The organism is Dyella sp. C11 (assembly GCF_003121485.1).
GTDB lineage: Bacteria > Pseudomonadota > Gammaproteobacteria > Xanthomonadales > Rhodanobacteraceae > Dyella.
Map to the genome: position 1 here is coordinate 12,967 of NZ_QAVX01000016.1, position 16,597 is coordinate 29,563.

At 60.9% G+C, this 16,597-nt stretch carries 21 protein-coding genes and 1 riboswitch; of the genes, 16 read left to right on the plus strand and 5 right to left on the minus strand.

What is annotated here, in order from left to right; translation table 11 throughout:
- Positions 1–39: 39 nt before the first annotated feature.
- Complete coding sequence (locus DK366_RS14785) at positions 40–966, minus strand: LysR family transcriptional regulator (RefSeq protein ID WP_109126328.1); 927 nt, start codon at positions 964–966, stop codon at positions 40–42.
- A 133-nt stretch (positions 967–1,099) separates the two neighbouring features.
- Here DK366_RS14785 and DK366_RS14790 point away from each other — a divergent pair, with 133 nt between their 5' ends.
- A complete protein-coding gene (locus DK366_RS14790) occupies positions 1,100–1,855 on the plus strand; it encodes an SDR family oxidoreductase (protein WP_109126329.1) in 756 nt (251 codons plus the stop codon).
- Positions 1,856–2,091: 236 nt separating this feature from the next.
- The gene (locus tag DK366_RS14795; RefSeq protein WP_109126330.1) at positions 2,092–3,078 is read left to right on the plus strand and encodes a VOC family protein; all 987 of its coding nucleotides are present in this window, start codon (positions 2,092–2,094) and stop codon (positions 3,076–3,078) included.
- Between the two features lie 123 nt (positions 3,079–3,201).
- Here the strand turns inward: DK366_RS14795 and DK366_RS14800 are convergent, their stop codons facing one another.
- Positions 3,202–3,915, minus strand: a complete 714-nt coding sequence (locus DK366_RS14800) for a MarC family protein (protein ID WP_232821065.1) — start codon at positions 3,913–3,915, stop codon at positions 3,202–3,204.
- A 254-nt stretch (positions 3,916–4,169) separates the two neighbouring features.
- On the opposite strand from DK366_RS14800, the gene DK366_RS14805 reads away from it, so the two are divergent.
- Positions 4,170–5,246, plus strand: coding sequence for a hypothetical protein (locus DK366_RS14805; RefSeq protein ID WP_232821068.1), 1,077 nt, complete (start codon positions 4,170–4,172; stop codon positions 5,244–5,246).
- A gap of 303 nt (positions 5,247–5,549) precedes the next feature.
- Here the strand turns inward: DK366_RS14805 and DK366_RS14810 are convergent, their stop codons facing one another.
- Complete coding sequence (locus tag DK366_RS14810) at positions 5,550–5,840, minus strand: hypothetical protein (protein WP_109126331.1); 291 nt, start codon at positions 5,838–5,840, stop codon at positions 5,550–5,552.
- Between the two features lie 160 nt (positions 5,841–6,000).
- Between DK366_RS14810 and DK366_RS21735 the strand changes: the two genes are divergently transcribed.
- The 11 genes from DK366_RS21735 (at position 6,001) to DK366_RS21275 (ending at position 13,803) form a co-directional block, all read left to right on the plus strand.
- Entirely contained in the window at positions 6,001–6,414 is a 414-nt protein-coding gene (locus tag DK366_RS21735) for a response regulator transcription factor (protein ID WP_109126332.1), read from the plus strand.
- Between the two features lie 107 nt (positions 6,415–6,521).
- A complete protein-coding gene (locus tag DK366_RS14820) occupies positions 6,522–7,058 on the plus strand; it encodes a DUF4199 domain-containing protein (protein ID WP_109126333.1) in 537 nt (178 codons plus the stop codon).
- 218 nt (positions 7,059–7,276) lie between these two features.
- Positions 7,277–7,531: an aromatic amino acid transport family protein gene (locus DK366_RS14825; protein ID WP_157956560.1), complete on the plus strand. Its 255-nt coding sequence runs from the start codon at positions 7,277–7,279 to the stop codon at positions 7,529–7,531.
- 112 nt (positions 7,532–7,643) lie between these two features.
- Positions 7,644–7,931, plus strand: coding sequence for a hypothetical protein (locus tag DK366_RS14830; protein ID WP_109126335.1), 288 nt, complete (start codon positions 7,644–7,646; stop codon positions 7,929–7,931).
- Between the two features lie 397 nt (positions 7,932–8,328).
- The gene (locus DK366_RS14835) at positions 8,329–9,093 is read left to right on the plus strand and encodes a hypothetical protein (RefSeq protein WP_109126336.1); all 765 of its coding nucleotides are present in this window, start codon (positions 8,329–8,331) and stop codon (positions 9,091–9,093) included.
- Between the two features lie 164 nt (positions 9,094–9,257).
- Entirely contained in the window at positions 9,258–9,626 is a 369-nt protein-coding gene (locus DK366_RS14840) for a hypothetical protein (RefSeq protein ID WP_109126337.1), read from the plus strand.
- Entirely contained in the window at positions 9,623–10,060 is a 438-nt protein-coding gene (locus DK366_RS14845; protein ID WP_109126338.1) for a hypothetical protein, read from the plus strand. Before DK366_RS14840 ends, DK366_RS14845 begins: the two co-directional genes overlap by 4 nt.
- Before the next feature lie 295 nt (positions 10,061–10,355).
- The gene (locus DK366_RS14850; protein WP_109126339.1) at positions 10,356–10,751 is read left to right on the plus strand and encodes a nuclear transport factor 2 family protein; all 396 of its coding nucleotides are present in this window, start codon (positions 10,356–10,358) and stop codon (positions 10,749–10,751) included.
- 21 nt (positions 10,752–10,772) lie between these two features.
- Positions 10,773–11,459, plus strand: a complete 687-nt coding sequence (locus DK366_RS14855; protein ID WP_198651570.1) for a Type 1 glutamine amidotransferase-like domain-containing protein — start codon at positions 10,773–10,775, stop codon at positions 11,457–11,459.
- A gap of 215 nt (positions 11,460–11,674) precedes the next feature.
- Positions 11,675–12,175 (plus strand): hypothetical protein, encoded by a 501-nt coding sequence (locus tag DK366_RS14860; RefSeq protein WP_109126341.1) that lies wholly within the window; start codon positions 11,675–11,677, stop codon positions 12,173–12,175.
- Positions 12,176–12,783: 608 nt separating this feature from the next.
- Entirely contained in the window at positions 12,784–13,803 is a 1,020-nt protein-coding gene (locus DK366_RS21275; protein ID WP_157956561.1) for a hypothetical protein, read from the plus strand.
- A gap of 186 nt (positions 13,804–13,989) precedes the next feature.
- Here DK366_RS21275 and DK366_RS14870 read toward each other — a convergent pair whose 3' ends face one another.
- Together DK366_RS14870 and DK366_RS14875 are read right to left on the minus strand one after the other, a co-directional pair.
- Positions 13,990–14,715, minus strand: coding sequence for a response regulator transcription factor (locus DK366_RS14870; protein WP_109126343.1), 726 nt, complete (start codon positions 14,713–14,715; stop codon positions 13,990–13,992).
- A 105-nt stretch (positions 14,716–14,820) separates the two neighbouring features.
- On the minus strand, positions 14,821–15,270 hold the full coding sequence (locus DK366_RS14875) for a PA2169 family four-helix-bundle protein (protein WP_109126344.1): 450 nt from the start codon (positions 15,268–15,270) through the stop codon (positions 14,821–14,823).
- Between the two features lie 387 nt (positions 15,271–15,657).
- Between DK366_RS14875 and DK366_RS14880 the strand changes: the two genes are divergently transcribed.
- Both DK366_RS14880 and DK366_RS14885 read left to right on the plus strand, forming a co-directional pair.
- Positions 15,658–16,002 carry a hypothetical protein gene (locus DK366_RS14880; RefSeq protein WP_109126345.1) on the plus strand — a complete coding sequence of 115 codons (345 nt, stop codon included), beginning with the start codon at positions 15,658–15,660 and terminating at the stop codon, positions 16,000–16,002.
- Positions 16,003–16,139: 137 nt separating this feature from the next.
- The gene (locus DK366_RS14885; RefSeq protein WP_109126346.1) at positions 16,140–16,442 is read left to right on the plus strand and encodes a HigA family addiction module antitoxin; all 303 of its coding nucleotides are present in this window, start codon (positions 16,140–16,142) and stop codon (positions 16,440–16,442) included.
- Between the two features lie 62 nt (positions 16,443–16,504).
- Positions 16,505–16,571: riboswitch (Fluoride riboswitch) on the plus strand.
- Positions 16,572–16,597 lie beyond the last annotated feature (26 nt).

A 16,597-nucleotide genomic window follows, 5' to 3' on the forward strand; every position in this document is an offset into this window, starting at 1 on the left:
CGTCCTGGCGGTGTTTGAACGACGCACCAGGCCTGCCGCTCAATGGAAGGCTGTGCCCTGGCGATCGTAGGGTGCAAATATCTTCGCAGCCCATTCAATGAAAGTTCGCAGTCGAACGCTCTCATGCTTTGATCGCTGAAAGACGATATGGATGTGGTGCAGCGGTCGGGTCCATTCGGTGAGGACGGGCACCAACGTCCCGTCGTCCACGTATTTCCTGGCCATGAAGCCAAAGGTCTGGCCCACGCCAAGACCCTGGACAAGCGCGCTCAAGTGACCGGTGCTCTCATTCAGCAGCAAACCTCTCGAGCTTCGCGGGTCCACCTCGATCTGTTCATCGTTGCGTTGAAACATCAGGGGGAAGGGACGTCCGCTCAAGGACGAGAAGTAGCCGACGGTTTCATGCACATCCCTCAAGTCGTCAGGATGCGATGGCATGCCATGCTTTTTGACATACGCAGCACTTGCACACGTGACGTAATCAAAGCTGGCAATTCGCCGGGCCACCAGCGACGTATCCGTGAGTTCTCCCCCGCGGATAACGCAATCGACGGCGTCACCAACGAGATCAACGTGACGGTCACTGACGCCGAGCTCAAGACGAACATCCGGAAAAGCCTCGCGGAAATCGATCAGCTTCGGGATAAGGATGATGTTCGCAAGCGACGAGCCTACGTCGACGCGAAGACGGCCGCGGGGCCCGTGTTTCGAGTCGGAGAACAGGACATCCATTTCGTCCAGTTCCGTGAGCAATTGCATGGCGCGCTGGTAATACGCGCGGCCTTCCTCGGTCACCGAGACCTTCCTGGTGGTTCTTTGGAAGAGCTTGACGCCCAGGTGCTGCTCCAGGTCCTGCACAAGCTTGGTAACCGTGGCTCTTGGGATATCCAGAGCATCAGAAGCCTTTCCGAAGCCGCCGGTCTCAGCAATTCTCACGAAGACTTTGAGTGCAGCAAGCTGATCCATAAGGGCTCCACATGTATTGGGCGGTCCTGATTATCCATGTCCATGAATAGTCATTTCCATGGGCCCATCTTAATCCGGAGCCAGCACAGGCCTATCGTTTCTCCATCGAAATCACCAAAGATTGGAGTACGACATGACTGATCGACTGAAAGGCAAAGTTGCACTGGTTACCGGCGGCACGAGTGGTATCGGATTTGCGTCGGCGCTCGACCTGGCGAACGAAGGTGCCAAGGTCTACATCACCGGCCGCCGCCAGGCGGAACTCGACGCGGCCGTTACCGCCATCGGGCAGGGTGTCGTGGGTATTCGCGGCGATGTCACCAACCATGACGACCTCGAAGCACTCAGGAAGCTGATTCAAGACAAGGAAGGCCGGCTGGACATCCTGTTTGCCAATGCCGGTGGCGGGAGCATGTCGCCCCTGGGCGAAATCACCGAACAGCACTTCGACGAGACATTCGATCGAAACGTGAAAGCGTTGGTGTTCTCGGTGCAGACCATGCTCCCGCTGATGCCGGCCGGGTCGTCCATCATTCTGATGGGCTCTATCGCAGGCACCACCGGAACGGCGGCCTTCAGTATCTACAGTGCTTCCAAGGCAGCCGTGCGTAGCCTGGCCCGCAGCTGGGTGCTCGACCTCAAGGAACGTGGCATCCGGGTCAACGTGATCAGCCCAGGCTCAACCAAGACCGTGGGTCTTGCCGAACTGGCCGGCGACAACAAGGAAGCCCAGGACGGTCTGCTGTCTTACCTCGCGTCGCTCGTGCCGATGGGCCGCCTTGCCGATCCGGCAGAGATCGCCAAGGCCGTGACGTTCCTGGCTTCCAACGATTCGAGCTTCATCAACGGCGCGGAACTCTTTGCCGATGGCGGCCAGGCGCAGGTGTAAGCGGCGCTCTTGAATCCAGGCTCGATGGACGTCCGTGTGGGGCGGAGCACTCCGCCCCGTGCCTGCTCCGAAGCCCGAACACAAAACGACAAGACGGGTTGATGCGAAGCCACCAAAGATCACGGCATCGCGAGCGTCCGGCTCAACCCGGCTGAACTTACTCAATCGATACCTGACGTTGGTGGGCTCTCGCTCACCGGCGCAGGTGAACTCATGACTTATGGGAGCAATGGTTTATGCGTCTCAACACTCTACTCGGCGGCCTGGTCGCGTTAGCCGCCATGACTACACATGCCACGGATGCCGTGCCGTCCAACAAGCAGCCCATCGTGCAGGTTCGAGGCATTGACCATGTCGGATTGAACGTGCCCGACATGACGGCAGCGGTGAACTTCTTCTCCGATACCTTTGGCTTCAGCGTGGTCACCGAGATGAAGGACCCGCCAGTTGATGCCGCATGGAAGGAGCGATACCACATGCATCCCGACACGAAAGTGCGGAGCATCGTGATGATGCGTGCCGGCAATGGCGCAAATATCGAACTGTTCCAGTACGAGTCAAGGCAGGCGCCGACCACACAGCCTTACTACGACGATCCCGGCACAGGGCATGTGGCGTTCTACACGGACAACATGGCAGCCAGTGTTGCCGCACTCCGCGCAGCAGGCGTGAAATTGTTGAACGATCCGATCGACATGAAGGCGGGCCCCACGGCGGGCGAAACATGGGTTTACTTTCTGGCCCCGTGGGGACAGAAGCTTGAGCTGGTGAGCTATGAGCACCAGGCGTACGAGAGCAACCACCCGAGCGTCCACCTGTGGAAGCCGGCATCCGCCACGAACGAAGGATCTGAAACCATGCTTACCGTGTCATTTGTTGAAAACTTCGCAGACCACTACTTGCAGGCATTCAACGAGGACGATGCCACGAAGCGTGCCTCGCGAATCGCCGAGTTCTTTACCCAGGACACCAAGTTCACCGATCCCGAAGCTGTGGTCACCGGCATTGACGGGCTCAACGAACTGATGGGTCACCTGCACCAGCGCTTCCCGGGTTGGAAGTTGTCGCGCGAGGGTGACGTCAAGGTCGTCGGCCACTACGCGCGCGTTCCCTGGAAGATGGGCCCTGCAGATGGCACGGCCATGGTTCGCGGCGAGGACGTCATCGAGATTCGCGACGGAAAAGTCGTTTCGACCGTGGTCTTTGTTCTCTGGATGAAGTGAGCCAAAGAGCCCCGCCGCAAGGGCGGGGCTTTTCCCAGGCCAGGGATGCACCCCACGTGCGGGTGGACTTGGCGCCTTCAGAGCCAACGCCGATCCAGGCGGGGAACATGGGGCGACATGCCTTCATTGGCTGAGTTCAAGAATGCCTCGCCATCCTATCTGCATGCCGATGCACAACAGGATGAAAGCGAACAGGCGGTCCACGATGCGCGAGCCGGCGACGCCAATGAAGCGGTGCAGTTTGCAGACATACCGCATGCACGCGTAGACGATCAGCGAAAGCAGCAGGAACGCAACGCCCACGCCGGCAAAATGCGCGATGGATTCGTCATCGATGGCCTCGGTTCCCAACGCAATGGCCACCGAGATCGAGCCGGGGCCGACCGTCATGGGAAGCGTGATCGGGTAGAACGCGTTGGCTTCCACGTCATCCCCGGCAGCCACTGGCGCGTTTGGCATGTCAGTGGAGGGCGCCTGTAGCAGCCTCCAGCCGGAGTAGGCGACAACAAGGCCTCCCGCCACGCGAAGGATGGCCTCTGATATGCCGAAGAACGACAGAATGTACGTGCCCACCAGCACCGACACCGTCAGGATGACGAAGCTGTTGATGGCAACGCTGCGCGCCAGGCGCGCACGACCGGTGTCGTCCAGATGAGGGGTAAGGCTGCGCGCAATCAACGATGCGCCAATCGGGTTGAGCACGGGGAACAGGCCGGTCATGACCAGCGCCAGGGCGTCGAGGGCAACGGAAAGCATGGGGTAATCGCTCCAGCGGAACGGGCCGCTGCCGTGTTGGATCGCAAACGGTTCGCCGGTATCGGAAACCGGCTCGTGCATTTTTCTGCGTCCGTGCCCGCACGACTTTCCAAATCCCCTGCTTCTTGTCATTTCGCCGGGCCGGAAAGGCGCCAGTTGAAGGGCACGACGCAAGGCTCCCCCGCTTCCATGTTTGTCTTGCCTCACCCGCTTTTTCTTGCGCTTCGCGCCAGGGGAACCCTGATTGGAAGAACCTGTCTGATTAGGCTTATCGCAACGCGCGCTGACGGCATGCGTCTGTTTCGTGTGAGCCATTGGCGTGGATTAGGGGTGTGATGGAGCGTTCCGGACAGGTCCAACATCGACTGGAGGGGGAAAGTGCACGCGGCCTGGCATTACTCGACAGCGAAACCCGTGCGACCTTGGGACGGAGGCGTTGGCGACAGCCACCGCTGACGCGCCCGGCGCTGACGCTGGCGTGGATGCTGGTGTTGCTGCTGCATGTGTTCTTCGCGGTGGCGCTCTGGTACGAGATGAAGCCCAGGCCGCAGCAGGCGGCCGTCGTGACCATGGAAAACGACAAGGCGCTGATCGTGCGTCTTATCGAGCGTCCCGCCAAACCGCGCGCCGTGCAGGCTTCTGCGCCGCAGGCTGCGCCGGAAAAACCGGCACCGTCAACGCCACCGCCGCCGGCCCCTCGCATCAACCCGGTGGCACACGAAAAGCCCCGTCATGACGCCATGGTCGTGCAGGATCATGAGGCGGCACCCGCGTCGACGGCGTCCGTGGCTGCACCGCCCGCCGCGCACTTGTCCGCGAAGGATCTGCGATTGCCGTCTTCGGCGGCGGCGTCGTCAAGCGCAAGCGCCACGGCCACTGCCGACACGTCAAAGCCTGCCGACGATCGCCAGATCATGCAGCACGACAGCAACCACATGCAGTACAAGGCCACGCGCTTCGAGAAGTATTTCCCGCCGCCGAACGAAACGGCCGGTGGTGCCGTGGGGCGCCATATCGGCGATGTGATCAAGGACATCACCAAGAGCGTATGCGATCCCACCAAGAGCAGCACGGCCACCAACCTGCTGTGCGGTGCGCCTCCGCCGCCGGCATCGTCCAAGGATCGCGACGCACGCCTGAACATGCCTCCGCCGCCGTTGGCGAAAGACCCCAATCCTCCCCAGGGGCCGTCGCTCGAAAGCTGCATCGCCGAATACAAGGACGAGAAGCCGCTGTCATCCGGTTGCCCGGCAAACACGCCCGATCTTGCCTTCAAGGCGGAGATGCGTGAATGCATCGATCTGTATCGCGCAGGCAAGCGACTCAAGACCTGGTGTCCGCTCGATACGCCCAAGCGCGCGGCGGCAGAGGCCTCGAAGCCAGCGGAATCTTCAAGCACCGCGACGCATTGATTCTGCTCGACCACGCAGGCACGCGGGTCCCGTGAAAACCGGACTCGCGTGCTGCAAGGCAAAGTTCGATCGAGCATTGAGCGCGATCGCCTGTCGTCACGCGGGTTTCGCTTCGAATGCGTTGCTCGATGCATCGCGTGATGCGCGTGGCCATCCAACGTCGACTGGCGGCGATGGATGCGGAGGGATCGTCTTGCGTCGGAATCATGGGAAAGAAGGCCGGCGCTTCGCCCATTCAAGCTTTCACCAGCGCGTCAAAGGCACGCCTTGAGTTCGAGGCGTGGCCAGGCCCGGCGTGAGCGCTCAATCCGCGCCGTCATGAATCAACGCCGACGCAAACGCGGACCACGCCAGGGGCTCGTCGCGCGCGATCTGGCCCGATCCACCGCGAATGCTGGCTTCCACGGCTTCGTGAATACGGATTTCGATCACCCGCAGATCCTGCTCCACGCCCTGGATGGGCACCTGTCCGTGCAGGCAAAAGGCGTGGTCGCCGCCCTGGGCCACGTCCACCGACCAGATGGCTATCTCTTGCCGCGGGTTGAAGGCGCCGCGGTAGTGGAAGTCGTCGCAATGCCCAGCGATACGCGCCATGCGTCAGTCCTCCCGGTCTTTACGGCAGACTGCCACGGCATTCGCGCTGCGGACGGGCATTTTCGGCAAAGACGGCAAAGACTTACGGCATAGGCCGAGGCGGACGCTGTCTGGGGCGCCGGCGCTAAGATGGCGGCGCGCAGGGGAGCGGAGGCGGGTGATGTGGAAGCAGATAGTCGGCTATGGCGCGCTGCTGGCCGTGGGCACCGTGGCCTTGCAGTGGCTCGACTACCAGCGCCTGGTGCGTACGCATTCGGGTGATATCTACCTGTTCCTGGTCGCGGCATCGTTCCTGGTGCTGGGCATCGTGCTGGGCGTGCGCATCTTCGCCACGCCAGCGGCGGCCGATTTCGATGGCAACCCGAAGGCGCAGGCAGCGCTTGGCCTGAGCGGGCGCGAACTGGAAGTGCTGCACGAACTGGCGGCCGGCCATTCCAACAAGGAGATCGCGGCCCGGCTTCACGTGTCGCCCAACACGGTGAAGACGCACGTGGCGCGGCTGTTTGAAAAACTGGGCGCCCGGCGACGCACCGAGGCCATCCGCCGGGCGCGCGAACTCGGCATCGTGCCCTGATGGCCACTTTTTCGGGTGAAAACACCCCAATCATCCTTTCGGGTGATTGCCGCCCCGTGCCGATTCGCGGCCAATAGCGGCTCCAGCCACCATCGAGGAGTAGCGCCTTGTTACGGACCATCCTGAAATACGGCGTGATCGCCGGTGTCATCGTCGGCGGGTTCGAGCTGCTCACCTTCGTGGTGTTCTCGGGCATGCCGCCGCTGAAGTACGGCATGGTGATCGGCTACACCACCATGCTCATCGCCCTGAGCGCGGTGTTCGTGGGCATCAAGCGGCATCGGGACGTGGACCGCGGTGGCGTCATCGGCTTCTGGGCGGCGCTGGGGGTTGGCGTGGGCATCAGCTTCATCGCCGGCATCTTCTACGTGGCCGCGTGGGAGGCGGTGCAGGCCATGACGCACATGGATTTCGCCAGCTCCTACGCGCAGGCCATCATCGCCAGCCAGAAGGCCAAGGGCGCCAGCGCCGAAGCACTGGCCAAGCTCAGTGCCGACATGGAGGCGTTCAAGGTGCAATACGCCGATCCCATGTACCGCCTGCCCATGACCTTCGCGGAAATCTTCCCGGTCGGCGTACTGGTGTCGCTCGTCTCGGCGGGTCTGTTGCGCAACAGCCGCTTCCTGCCTGCCCGTCGAGGCTGAGTTCACGTCATCGCCCATGGTTATCCGTCGCCGGTCAAACGCGTTGCGTTTTGACCGGCAGTCCACTCGGCGCCACCTAGGCTGAGTGGACCCTTCGACGGGACACCCGCGGCGACATCAACGAGTCGCTTCGGCTATGGTGTGACCGGTTTGCGCCCGGCCCGAATCGGTTGCTCGTGGTAGCCGATGGGATGTCTTCGCGCATCAAGGGGAAAACGGTGAACGACCATCGCCCGCCGCGTGGCCAATTCAATCCGAGCGCACTTCTGGGTTTTCTCGCCTTCTGCGTCATCCTCGGCGTGCTGATTTCGTTCCACTCAAGGAACGTCGACCGGATCAGCGCGTACCTTTTCCTGGGGCTAAGGGCGGCGATAGCGATGGCCTTTGTTTGGGTGGTCTGGTCATCGCGCATCCGGGGCAAAGCCAAGCCGCGCTGGTATCGCAAATGGTTCCTCGGCGAGGACGATCGATAGCAACGCGAACCAAAGCCGTCCGCTTTCGACCCTAGGCGTGCCTTCCCCATTGCACCGACATCGGTATCTGATAAAACCACCGCCTTTCTTTGAAGCACCGAGTGATGCCGCGATGACCTACAAGAAGCCACCGCTTAATCGCGGCGTCCATCCCGAGAAAATGAATTGGCTATGGCGGCTGGTCTGCGAGGCGGGCTACATCACGGTCGATGAAGTGGTGGACGCTTTGCGCGCGGGCAACATCGACGTAGAACGAGCCCGCGTCGCGAGCTGGCTCCGCTCCGAGCACGACGATGACTATTTCCCGCTGAGCATCGCCGAGCTTGAGCAGAACCTTCGAATGATTCTCTCCGCTCGTGCGGAAGCCGCGCCGCCTGGCGTTGAAGCGGCGTCGGAGTGACTTCGGTCCCAAGCCTGCATCCGCTCGGTACGTGTGATTCTTGAAACCCTTGGAGCAGAACCCGTGATCAAGCCTGGTCGATAGTGGAACGTCTGTTTTCGGGCCACGCAGACGTCATCGACCAAACGTAGCTTCACGTTTTCAAAGGCGATCACACGACAAGCAGGCATGTCATGCCAGGACGTGCCACGCACCTGCCTGGCATGCGTCATGTGCGTGCGAAATGCCGCCAGCTCGGGTGTCGCAATAAGTTGCGATACCGTTTTGTCGAACGCCTTGCGGGGGCGCCACTCAACTTGCGGCCCCTTTGCCCAAAATGCATTATCCGCCCCGGGGCAATGCGACTCCGGGGGGAGTCGGTTGCGACGTCAGGGAATACGTCGATACAGGGGGAGTCATGAATCACTTGCCACGCGCTTCGAGCGCGTTGATTGTCGCTGCGTGCCTTTTGACGGGGTGCGCCACGGAGCCGCAACAGAAGCCGTCCAATCCACCCAAGGTGGCTGCGGCCACTACTGCCGCACCCATCGCAGCGCCCGTGAACAAACCAACGCCACAAGGTGGCCCGGTGGTCGTGGATCAACGCCCGCAAAGCGACAAGGTGCACGAGATCCACTCGCTGTGGATCACCAGCTGCGACTACGGTGTATTCACCCTCGCCGAGAAGAAAGACAGCAAGTCGCATGTCGAGGCGTTGCACGATGATCTTGCCAGCATGCCCGGTGATCCATGGCATGGCCACACGATCACCGTCACGCACTACGCCGCCTATCTCAACATGAAGCGCAAGCTCAAGGGTGGGGTCAATGCCATGTACGGCGGCCTTATTCCCAGCGTGATGTCGCAGATGGGCGAAAGCTGCGCTGAAAACCAGATGCATGGCGGCTGGTACGCGGGAACGGATCTGAAGAACACACTGTCGCCGATTGTCATTGAAATCACGGCAACGGTAGACGGTACGCCGCACAGCGTGCGTTCCGTCTTCTCACCGCAGACCGCCATGAACCCCAAGTTGAAGCAACCCAGCGACGATGCGCAACTCGCCGAGGCCATCAGCAAGGCAGATGCGGATTTTGCCGCGTCGTTGAAAGATGATGACGCCACGTCGACGGCAGCCGGTGCGTCCCTCGACGCCATGAAGACCGCACAGCCGAAACCATAACGGTTCGCACCGTCCGCAGCCGATCAACGGCTGCGGCGTTGCATGCTCGGTTTGATTCCTGGGCAATGGCGAGTCATTGGACTCAAGAGGGACGCATGCGCACAGCTGCATGGTTGATAACGATGGTGCTCATCATTAGCGGCTGCGCAACGGGATATCACACAGTGGATGCCCCCGTTGTCGGCTTTACGGGTGGCTATTGGGACAAGCCCGGTCCGGGTGAGTTGCTCAAGGTGGGCTTCGACGGAAATGGCTACATCGATCGCGACACCATCACGGCTTACCTGATGTATCACTGTGCGGAATTGGCGCAGCAGCGGCATAAGCCCTACTTCCGCATGTACGAGTCCTTGCCGGATGCCATACACGACAATGCCGTCAGCGAGCTGGCGGTGGGTCGCGTGTTCGGCAAACTCGATGATTGGGTGTATTTGCTTTTCGACGACCAGCATCAGCCGGGCGACCAGGATACAGCCACGGTGTTGGCCACCTATCGCACCAAGGTCACGAAGAAACCGGAGGCCCACCAATGATGCGCATGCGTCGATTCGTGGTGCCCATGCTTTGCGTCCTGCTCAATGGCTGTGCCGGGTTGCCTGCCTATCAACCCTCCGCAGGGGAGAGCGTTGCAAACATTGCGGTCTCGGCCAATATGCAAAGCCATGACATGCAGATGTGCGACAACGGCGCATGTTACGTACTCAAGCCCGCCGATGGCCAGGTAAAAGTGCCCGCTGGCCGGCGTGTTTCGATCTACATGCCCCTGGTGGCGACGGGCTATCGCTCGACGTACTCCTGTTCGCCCGGCGTCAGTTTCGTGGCCAAGGCGGACGTCAAGTACTACGCGAACCTCGAGGTGCGCGCCGAGAAGTGCCAATTCGACATCTACAGAGTCGATTCGGCGAGTCGGGTCGGTATCACTTTCGAGCCCACCGAACGTCCGCTGCAATCGGAACATTCAAGCTGACGTATGTGCGTGGCTTGGCGAGTCGCCAGGTTCTTCTGCCTATCAGAAAGAGGCGCCGGCCAAGCTCAATCTCGCCTCGCACGCCTTCGCCAAATACATGGCCATCGAGTGCGACTACGAGGCAACCCTGGCTATCAAGGGGAGCGGCTCCGAAGATATTCGATCGGCATGCATGGCAGTGCTCAGCGAGGAGCGTGCCAAGCTCGTAAGATCGGCCCATCCCGTTCCATAGCGTGCGTTGTTATGTAAGCCTTCGAACCAGCGCAGACTTCTCACTGAAATCCGGGGGCATGAAATGCACGAACACCCGCTGGAAACTTGGCACCGCCTGGTTCGTACCCAGGACGCCTCCGGCCTCGACACGCTGCTCGCGGACGACGCGGTTTTCTATTCGCCCGTGGTCAACACGCCGCAGCGAGGCAAGGCATTGGCCGCTGCCTACCTGGGCGCCGCGTTCACGGTCTTCTTCAATCCAACATTCCACTACGTGCGCGAGATCGTGGGCGCTTCAGACGCCATGTTGGAATTCGAGGTAGACATTGACGGCATACTCGTCAACGGCGTCGACATCATCAAGTGGAACGACGCAGGGAAAATTGTCGAATTCAAGGTGATGCTGAGGCCGCTGAAGGCGATCAACCTGATTCATCAGCGCATGGCGGAGATGCTGCAATCCAGGCAGGGAGCTTAGCGGTAAGGTTTTCCAACCTCGATGGACAAGGAAAGCGCGATGAAGCTTCTCCTCACTTCCGGTGGTGTCAGCAACCCGAGCATCCGCGACGCCCTCGTCGAGATGCTGGGCAAACCTATCGCCGAATCCACGGCGCTGTGCATTCCCACAGCGATGTACGGGATGCTGCCCGACACGGCGGTGATGACGTGGCGGCAGATAGCCGGACAGACGCCAACGCCCCTGACCGAACTGGGATGGAAGTCCGTAGGCATGCTTGAGCTCACCGCCTTGCCCAGCATCGATAAGCAGAACTGGATTCCCCTGGTTCGGGAGACCGATGCCTTGCTGGTGTGCGGTGGCGACGTTCTGTATCTCCACCACTGGATGCGTGAGTGCGGGCTGGCGGATCTGTTCGCGTCGCTCAGCAAGACGGTTTATGTGGGACTCAGCGCCGGCAGCATGGTGATGGCTCCGCACGTGGGCGAGAGATTCGTGGGATGGAAGCCGCGCGCCGGTGGTGACTGTGCGTTGGGCAGGGTCGGCTTCTCGATTTTCCCCCATCTGGACAACGTGATGTGCCCGGAAAACACCATGGCAGATGCCGTGACATGGGCTGAACACTTGCCCGTGCCCGGATATGCAATCGACGACGAGACGGCCATCAAGGTGGTGGATGGCGTCGTTGACGTTGTTTCCGAGGGGCACTGGAAACTCTTTGAGCGTTAGAACGTGGAGCCGCTCGCGGTTATCGCTCGGTTCGAGGTGTTCGTAGTGTTGCGGCGGACGTATGGTTTGCTGAAGCGTATGGCGGTACCGTCACTATCTTCGGTCGATGGTCGCCCTCACGCAAAACCCCAGGATCCCATTCTGGCCAGGGCAGACAAACTCCAAGGCTGCGCCTGATATTTAAGTAAACGTAATGCGGGCCAGGGGAGACGGAAGTGGTTTCAAATGTTTTACTGCGGACAGAGAAAAGCGCTGTCGATATTTCGCTGCGGTCCTACCAGCGCTGGCTGACGTGCGCTGTACTTTCTTCCTGGATCGCGATCATCATCTTTGACGCTTTGCGCGACGCGGCATCGAGCAACCGGTTGGCCGTCTATATGTTTGGCAGCATTGCTGTTGGCGCATGCATTTTGTGGGCGTCGTTCGTAAAAGAGGTCGTGACCCTATGTGACTCGCATATCCGCCTCCAGTCGTGGTTCGGTCATCTGCGCCTTGGCGACGAAAAATTGATCGATAAAGACGCGATTGTGGACGTCGAACTTCGAGTACGCCGTACCCGTGCGAAAGGCGGGGAACTTACAAGCCGAAGATTGGTACTGATCACGAGCGAAGGCGAGGTTTACTTGCGAACCCAATTGTCTTTGCCTGATGGTGAATTGCTGTGCGATATCGTCAAGAGCTCCCTGACTGGCAAGCCCGACGACGGAGTCGGGTGACAAACACTTGCTTGTGTATGCCCTTGACGCGGCGATTCTCGAGGACAGGATGATCGTGCCGTTTCTTTGGTGGGAGCCCACCCTGTGGGCGACAAGCTGACGGAGCGAGGATGTGTGATGCCCGTGTCGCGCACAGGGTGCGCTCCCACATGTGCACTTCCATGCAGCCAGGTGCTGACGCAGCTGGGGATTGATTACAGAAGCGGGGCTGAGCAGCGTTCGCCTCGCCTGTCGGTGCCAGCTCTTCTGTAGGAGCGCCCTTGGGCGCGACCCTAGCGTGACTGCTGGCGATTTCGTGCATGGCTGTCGCGCACAAGTGCGCTCCTACAGAAAAGGCTTGGGGGCCGCGATGTTCGGATCCAATCTCTCTCGAGGACAGGATGATCCTGCCGTTTCTTTGGTGGGAGACCACCCTGTGGGCGACAAGCTGACGGAGCGAGGATGTGTGATGCCCGTGTCGCGCACAGGGTGCGCTCCCACAAGTGCACTTCCATGCAGCCAGGTGCTGACGCAGCTGGGGATTGATTACAGAAGCGGGGTTGAGCAGCGTTCGCCTCGCCTGTCGGTGCCAGCTCTTCTGTAGGAGCGCCCTTGGGCGCGACCGCAGCGTGATTGCTGGCGATTTCGTGCGTGCTTGTCGCGCACAAGTGCGCTCCTACAGAAAAGGCTTGGTCGCCGCGATGTTCGGATCCAACCTTTTGATGGATGGGTGGCCGATTCAGCGTCGACTTGTGTCAACTTGCATCATCCAGCCCAGCGCCGGCGTCCAGCCGAAAGCTACTATTCACCAGCAAGGTTTGGTTAAAGGGACACTCGTGAACATCAGTCATCGTGGTTCCAGCGTAAGCCCCCCAGCGTGGCTGATTGCCCTGGTTGTACTCGCATCGACGATTCAACCTCGCGCGGCCTGCGCAGCGAGCTCAACCGTTGCATTGAGCGAGCAGCCCGTCGCTTGTCCTACGGCAAAGCAGCTTCAGCCACTCCTGAACTTGGGCAGTGTCTATCTCGGCGAGCTTCATGGGACGGTGGAATCGCCATCGCTCGTGCGCTGCCTGGTTGATTCAACGTTGGCTGAAGGCGTGGCGCCGTTGACCGTGTCGTTCGAATTGCCGGAAGTCGCTCGCGATACCCGTAGTCAGGTGTGGGGTGGACAGGATGGCCGGACATCCGCCGCCATGCAGTCACTCATCGCTTACCTGGAATCCTTGGAGAAGCAGGGAAAGATCAAGCTGGATTTCCAGCTGCCCGAACAGCAGCAGAGCGACCAGCAGATGAACAAGCAGGTGGGCGAACATCTGGCGAAGCTGGCAGAGGGCGGGCGCGTGATTGCCCTGGGTGGGAACATCCATAGCCAGCGCAAGCAGGCCATGATTCCCTCACTGACGTTCATGCCCGCGGGCGCCTATGTGGGCGACCGCATCAAGACCGTAATGCTGGTTCCCGCGCACGACGGTACGGCTTGGAATTGCGGCCCGCAATGCGCCGTGCACGATGCGAAAGGTTTTTCGGGGATCAAGGTCGGTGAGCTTATCGACGGAAGCGCCTACGGGCACGACGATGTCTACGCCGTCGCCCAATCCACGGCATCGCCGCCTGCGCTTGCCAGAGGCCCATCGTCGGGCAAGTAGCAGGAGTGCCTTGCCTTAGGGAATTGAGGAAAGGCGCGGCTCATTTATCCGTAGTGTCCTGCGGCGGGAGGATATGGCGTTTGAGATCCGGCAACAGTGCAGGTGACCAGCACCTGCACATGGTATTGCCCGTCCAGCTATGTCTCCTCGCCATGGCCATAACGAACATGCGTTCGACACAATTGTTTACTGCGAAGACGCGTCGACTTCCGAATCCGACATGCGATACCCAATGGAGGGAATCGTATGCAGCAAGGGCTTCTTGAACGGCTTGTCGATAGCGTTGCGAAGTATGTAGAGATGCGAGCGCAGCGTGTCCGAGTCGGGTAGGCCGTCGCCCCATACGTGGCGCTCCAGTTGCGCGCGCGTCACCACCTTGGGTGATTCGCGCATCAGTATCGCCAGCAGTCGAAGCCCGATGGGCGAAAGCTCGATGCGCTTGCCGGCGCGGTGAACTTCGAAGGTGCCGGGATCGAAGCGCAGGTCGCCGACGGTGACGGTGGCTTGGGCCACTTCCTGTCGATCACGACGAATCAGTGCGCGAATGCGTGCATCCAGCTCGCGCAAGTCGAACGGCTTGCACAGGTAGTCGTCGGCGCCGGTTTCCAGCGCGGCCACCTTGTCTTCCAGTCCCGTACGACCGGTGAGCATCAGGATGGGAACGTCCTTGCGGCTGCCGGCGCGCACGCGGCGCACCACTTCCAGGCCATCCAGCCCGGGCAGCATGCCGTCGGTTACCACGATGTCGTACTCGTTGGCTTCCGCAAGGCGGATGCCGGTGAGGCCATCGTGCGCGAAATCCACGGTGTGTCCGCGGCCGTCGAGGTAAGAGCCGATCACACCGGACAGTTCGCGGTCGTCTTCCACAAGCAAGATGGCGGCTGCGTCCGCTTGTCGTTTTCTAGCTGCCATGGCGGCCTCCGATAAATAGAGCGTCGTGCGCCGCGATATTGCAACGCGACATCCCTGGAATGAAAACAGGCCGGGCCCGTCCCTGGGCCGTCGCTTGGCGTGTGCTCAGCCCGCGATGGAATGCTTGATGGCACTCATTTCGTCGTGGCCCGTGCGCACCGACGTGTAGCAAAGCTGCACGACTTCGCGCGCGGCGACGGAAAGGTCCTTGTCCTTCAGTGCGTCTTCGTACTTGCTCTTGATGTGATCTTCACCGCGCTCGACTTCCTCGATAACGGCCTTGTCGTTCTTGCTCATCGAGGCGCGCATGCCCACGAACATGCGATGGGCGGAGGCGAGCACGGTGCCGTCGTCTTCCGGCTTGCCGCCTTCCTGGCGCACGGCCTGTCGCAAGGTGGATACCACCTGCGTGCGCTCCGATGCCCACTGCCTAAACAGCTGCGCAATACGTGCGTTCTTCGCGTCTTCCGCGGCCTTCTGGTAGCCATCGGCGCTGTCGATGGTGGTTTCGATCAAGCCGTTGAGTACGCGGATATCGTGGTTGTGTTCGCTCATGGGCGAGACTCCTGCCAAAGGTGGGAGCAGGGTCTCGGCGCGGACGTGATGGTCACGCGCGATGAATGTTAAGAGTGGTTTTTACAGTCAGGGAGTCGCTGGCCACGCCGGGATGGGCAGCTGATGGGCTGAACGAATCGGTAAGGAGTGGGCAGCGAGCGGAAGCGTGCCGTGTGGTTGCCTCACTTCGCCCCGGCACCGCACTGATGCCGGCACGGGAAATAACCTGACATTCGCCGTTACTTGCTTTTGCTAACGTCGTTGCGTCACTCGCGATGTTCTTTCCCGTTCTTCGCAAGTGGCCATGGCAGCCATGCCATGAGGCGCGGTCCGCAGGTGGTGACTCACCTGCGGACCGCTAACCATCACCAACACACAGAGTTGATCATGGCTGTTCACGATCATACGGCACCCGCACGCCCGGACTTTCCCCGTGGTGACGCGTTCAGCGACCTGCCCGTCCGGCGTAACACGGCGCATGGCAGGCAGGCCCATTCGCTGCATCTTTCCAACCTTGACGACGTGGCGCTGGCGCTTTACTCCTTGGAGCGCCTGCGTTCCGCCAACGAGCGTTGCCGCAAGGCGCAGGCGTGGGGTTTTCCCGTTTCGCCGCCGGAATGGCCGTTTTCCGCGTTCTTTTCGGAAGGCCTGACCACGGCGATTCAATGCCTGAACCAGTACGCGCGGCATCTGGAATACGGAAAGGCAAGAACGCGCAAGCGGGACCTTTGATCGTTCCCCGCGGCGTATCGGCCTGTCTGGCGATACGCCGCACCTAAACCCGTTCCCTTCTGAAGAAGCATTCACCGACACGGACGGCGGCCATCGCCGACCCGTCGATTGCCCGCGCCCCTACCCAGGCAATACCCATGTCCACGTCCATCCCACTTGTCCCGAACATGACCCCCGACGACGCCATACCGCTGCGCTCCCCGGGCCAGGTGCTGGTGCAGGATTTTGTGGAACCGCTCGGCCTGCCCATGGCCTTCGTCGCCCGCACCACCGGCATATCGACCCGCCGTTTGCGCGACATGGTGAAAGGCCAGCACGTGGTAACGGCGCTTGAAGCGAAACGGCTCGCGGTGGCGTTCAACACCACGGCCTTCTACTGGATGGTGTTGCAGGCGCGTTGGTCGCTGGAAGGGCGAGACCGATTCGGCGGGGCGCACTGAGCTTCTTCCAGGTCTGTGCCGGCCAGACGTTATTTGCGCCGCAGCACCCGGTACGCTAACCTCGCCTTCACGGAGATGGCATGCCTCCGCGAACCGCCGAGATGATCGGCTGATGATGCCTACGAGCCCCTGGACAGGGAGGCCGTAGGCATTTT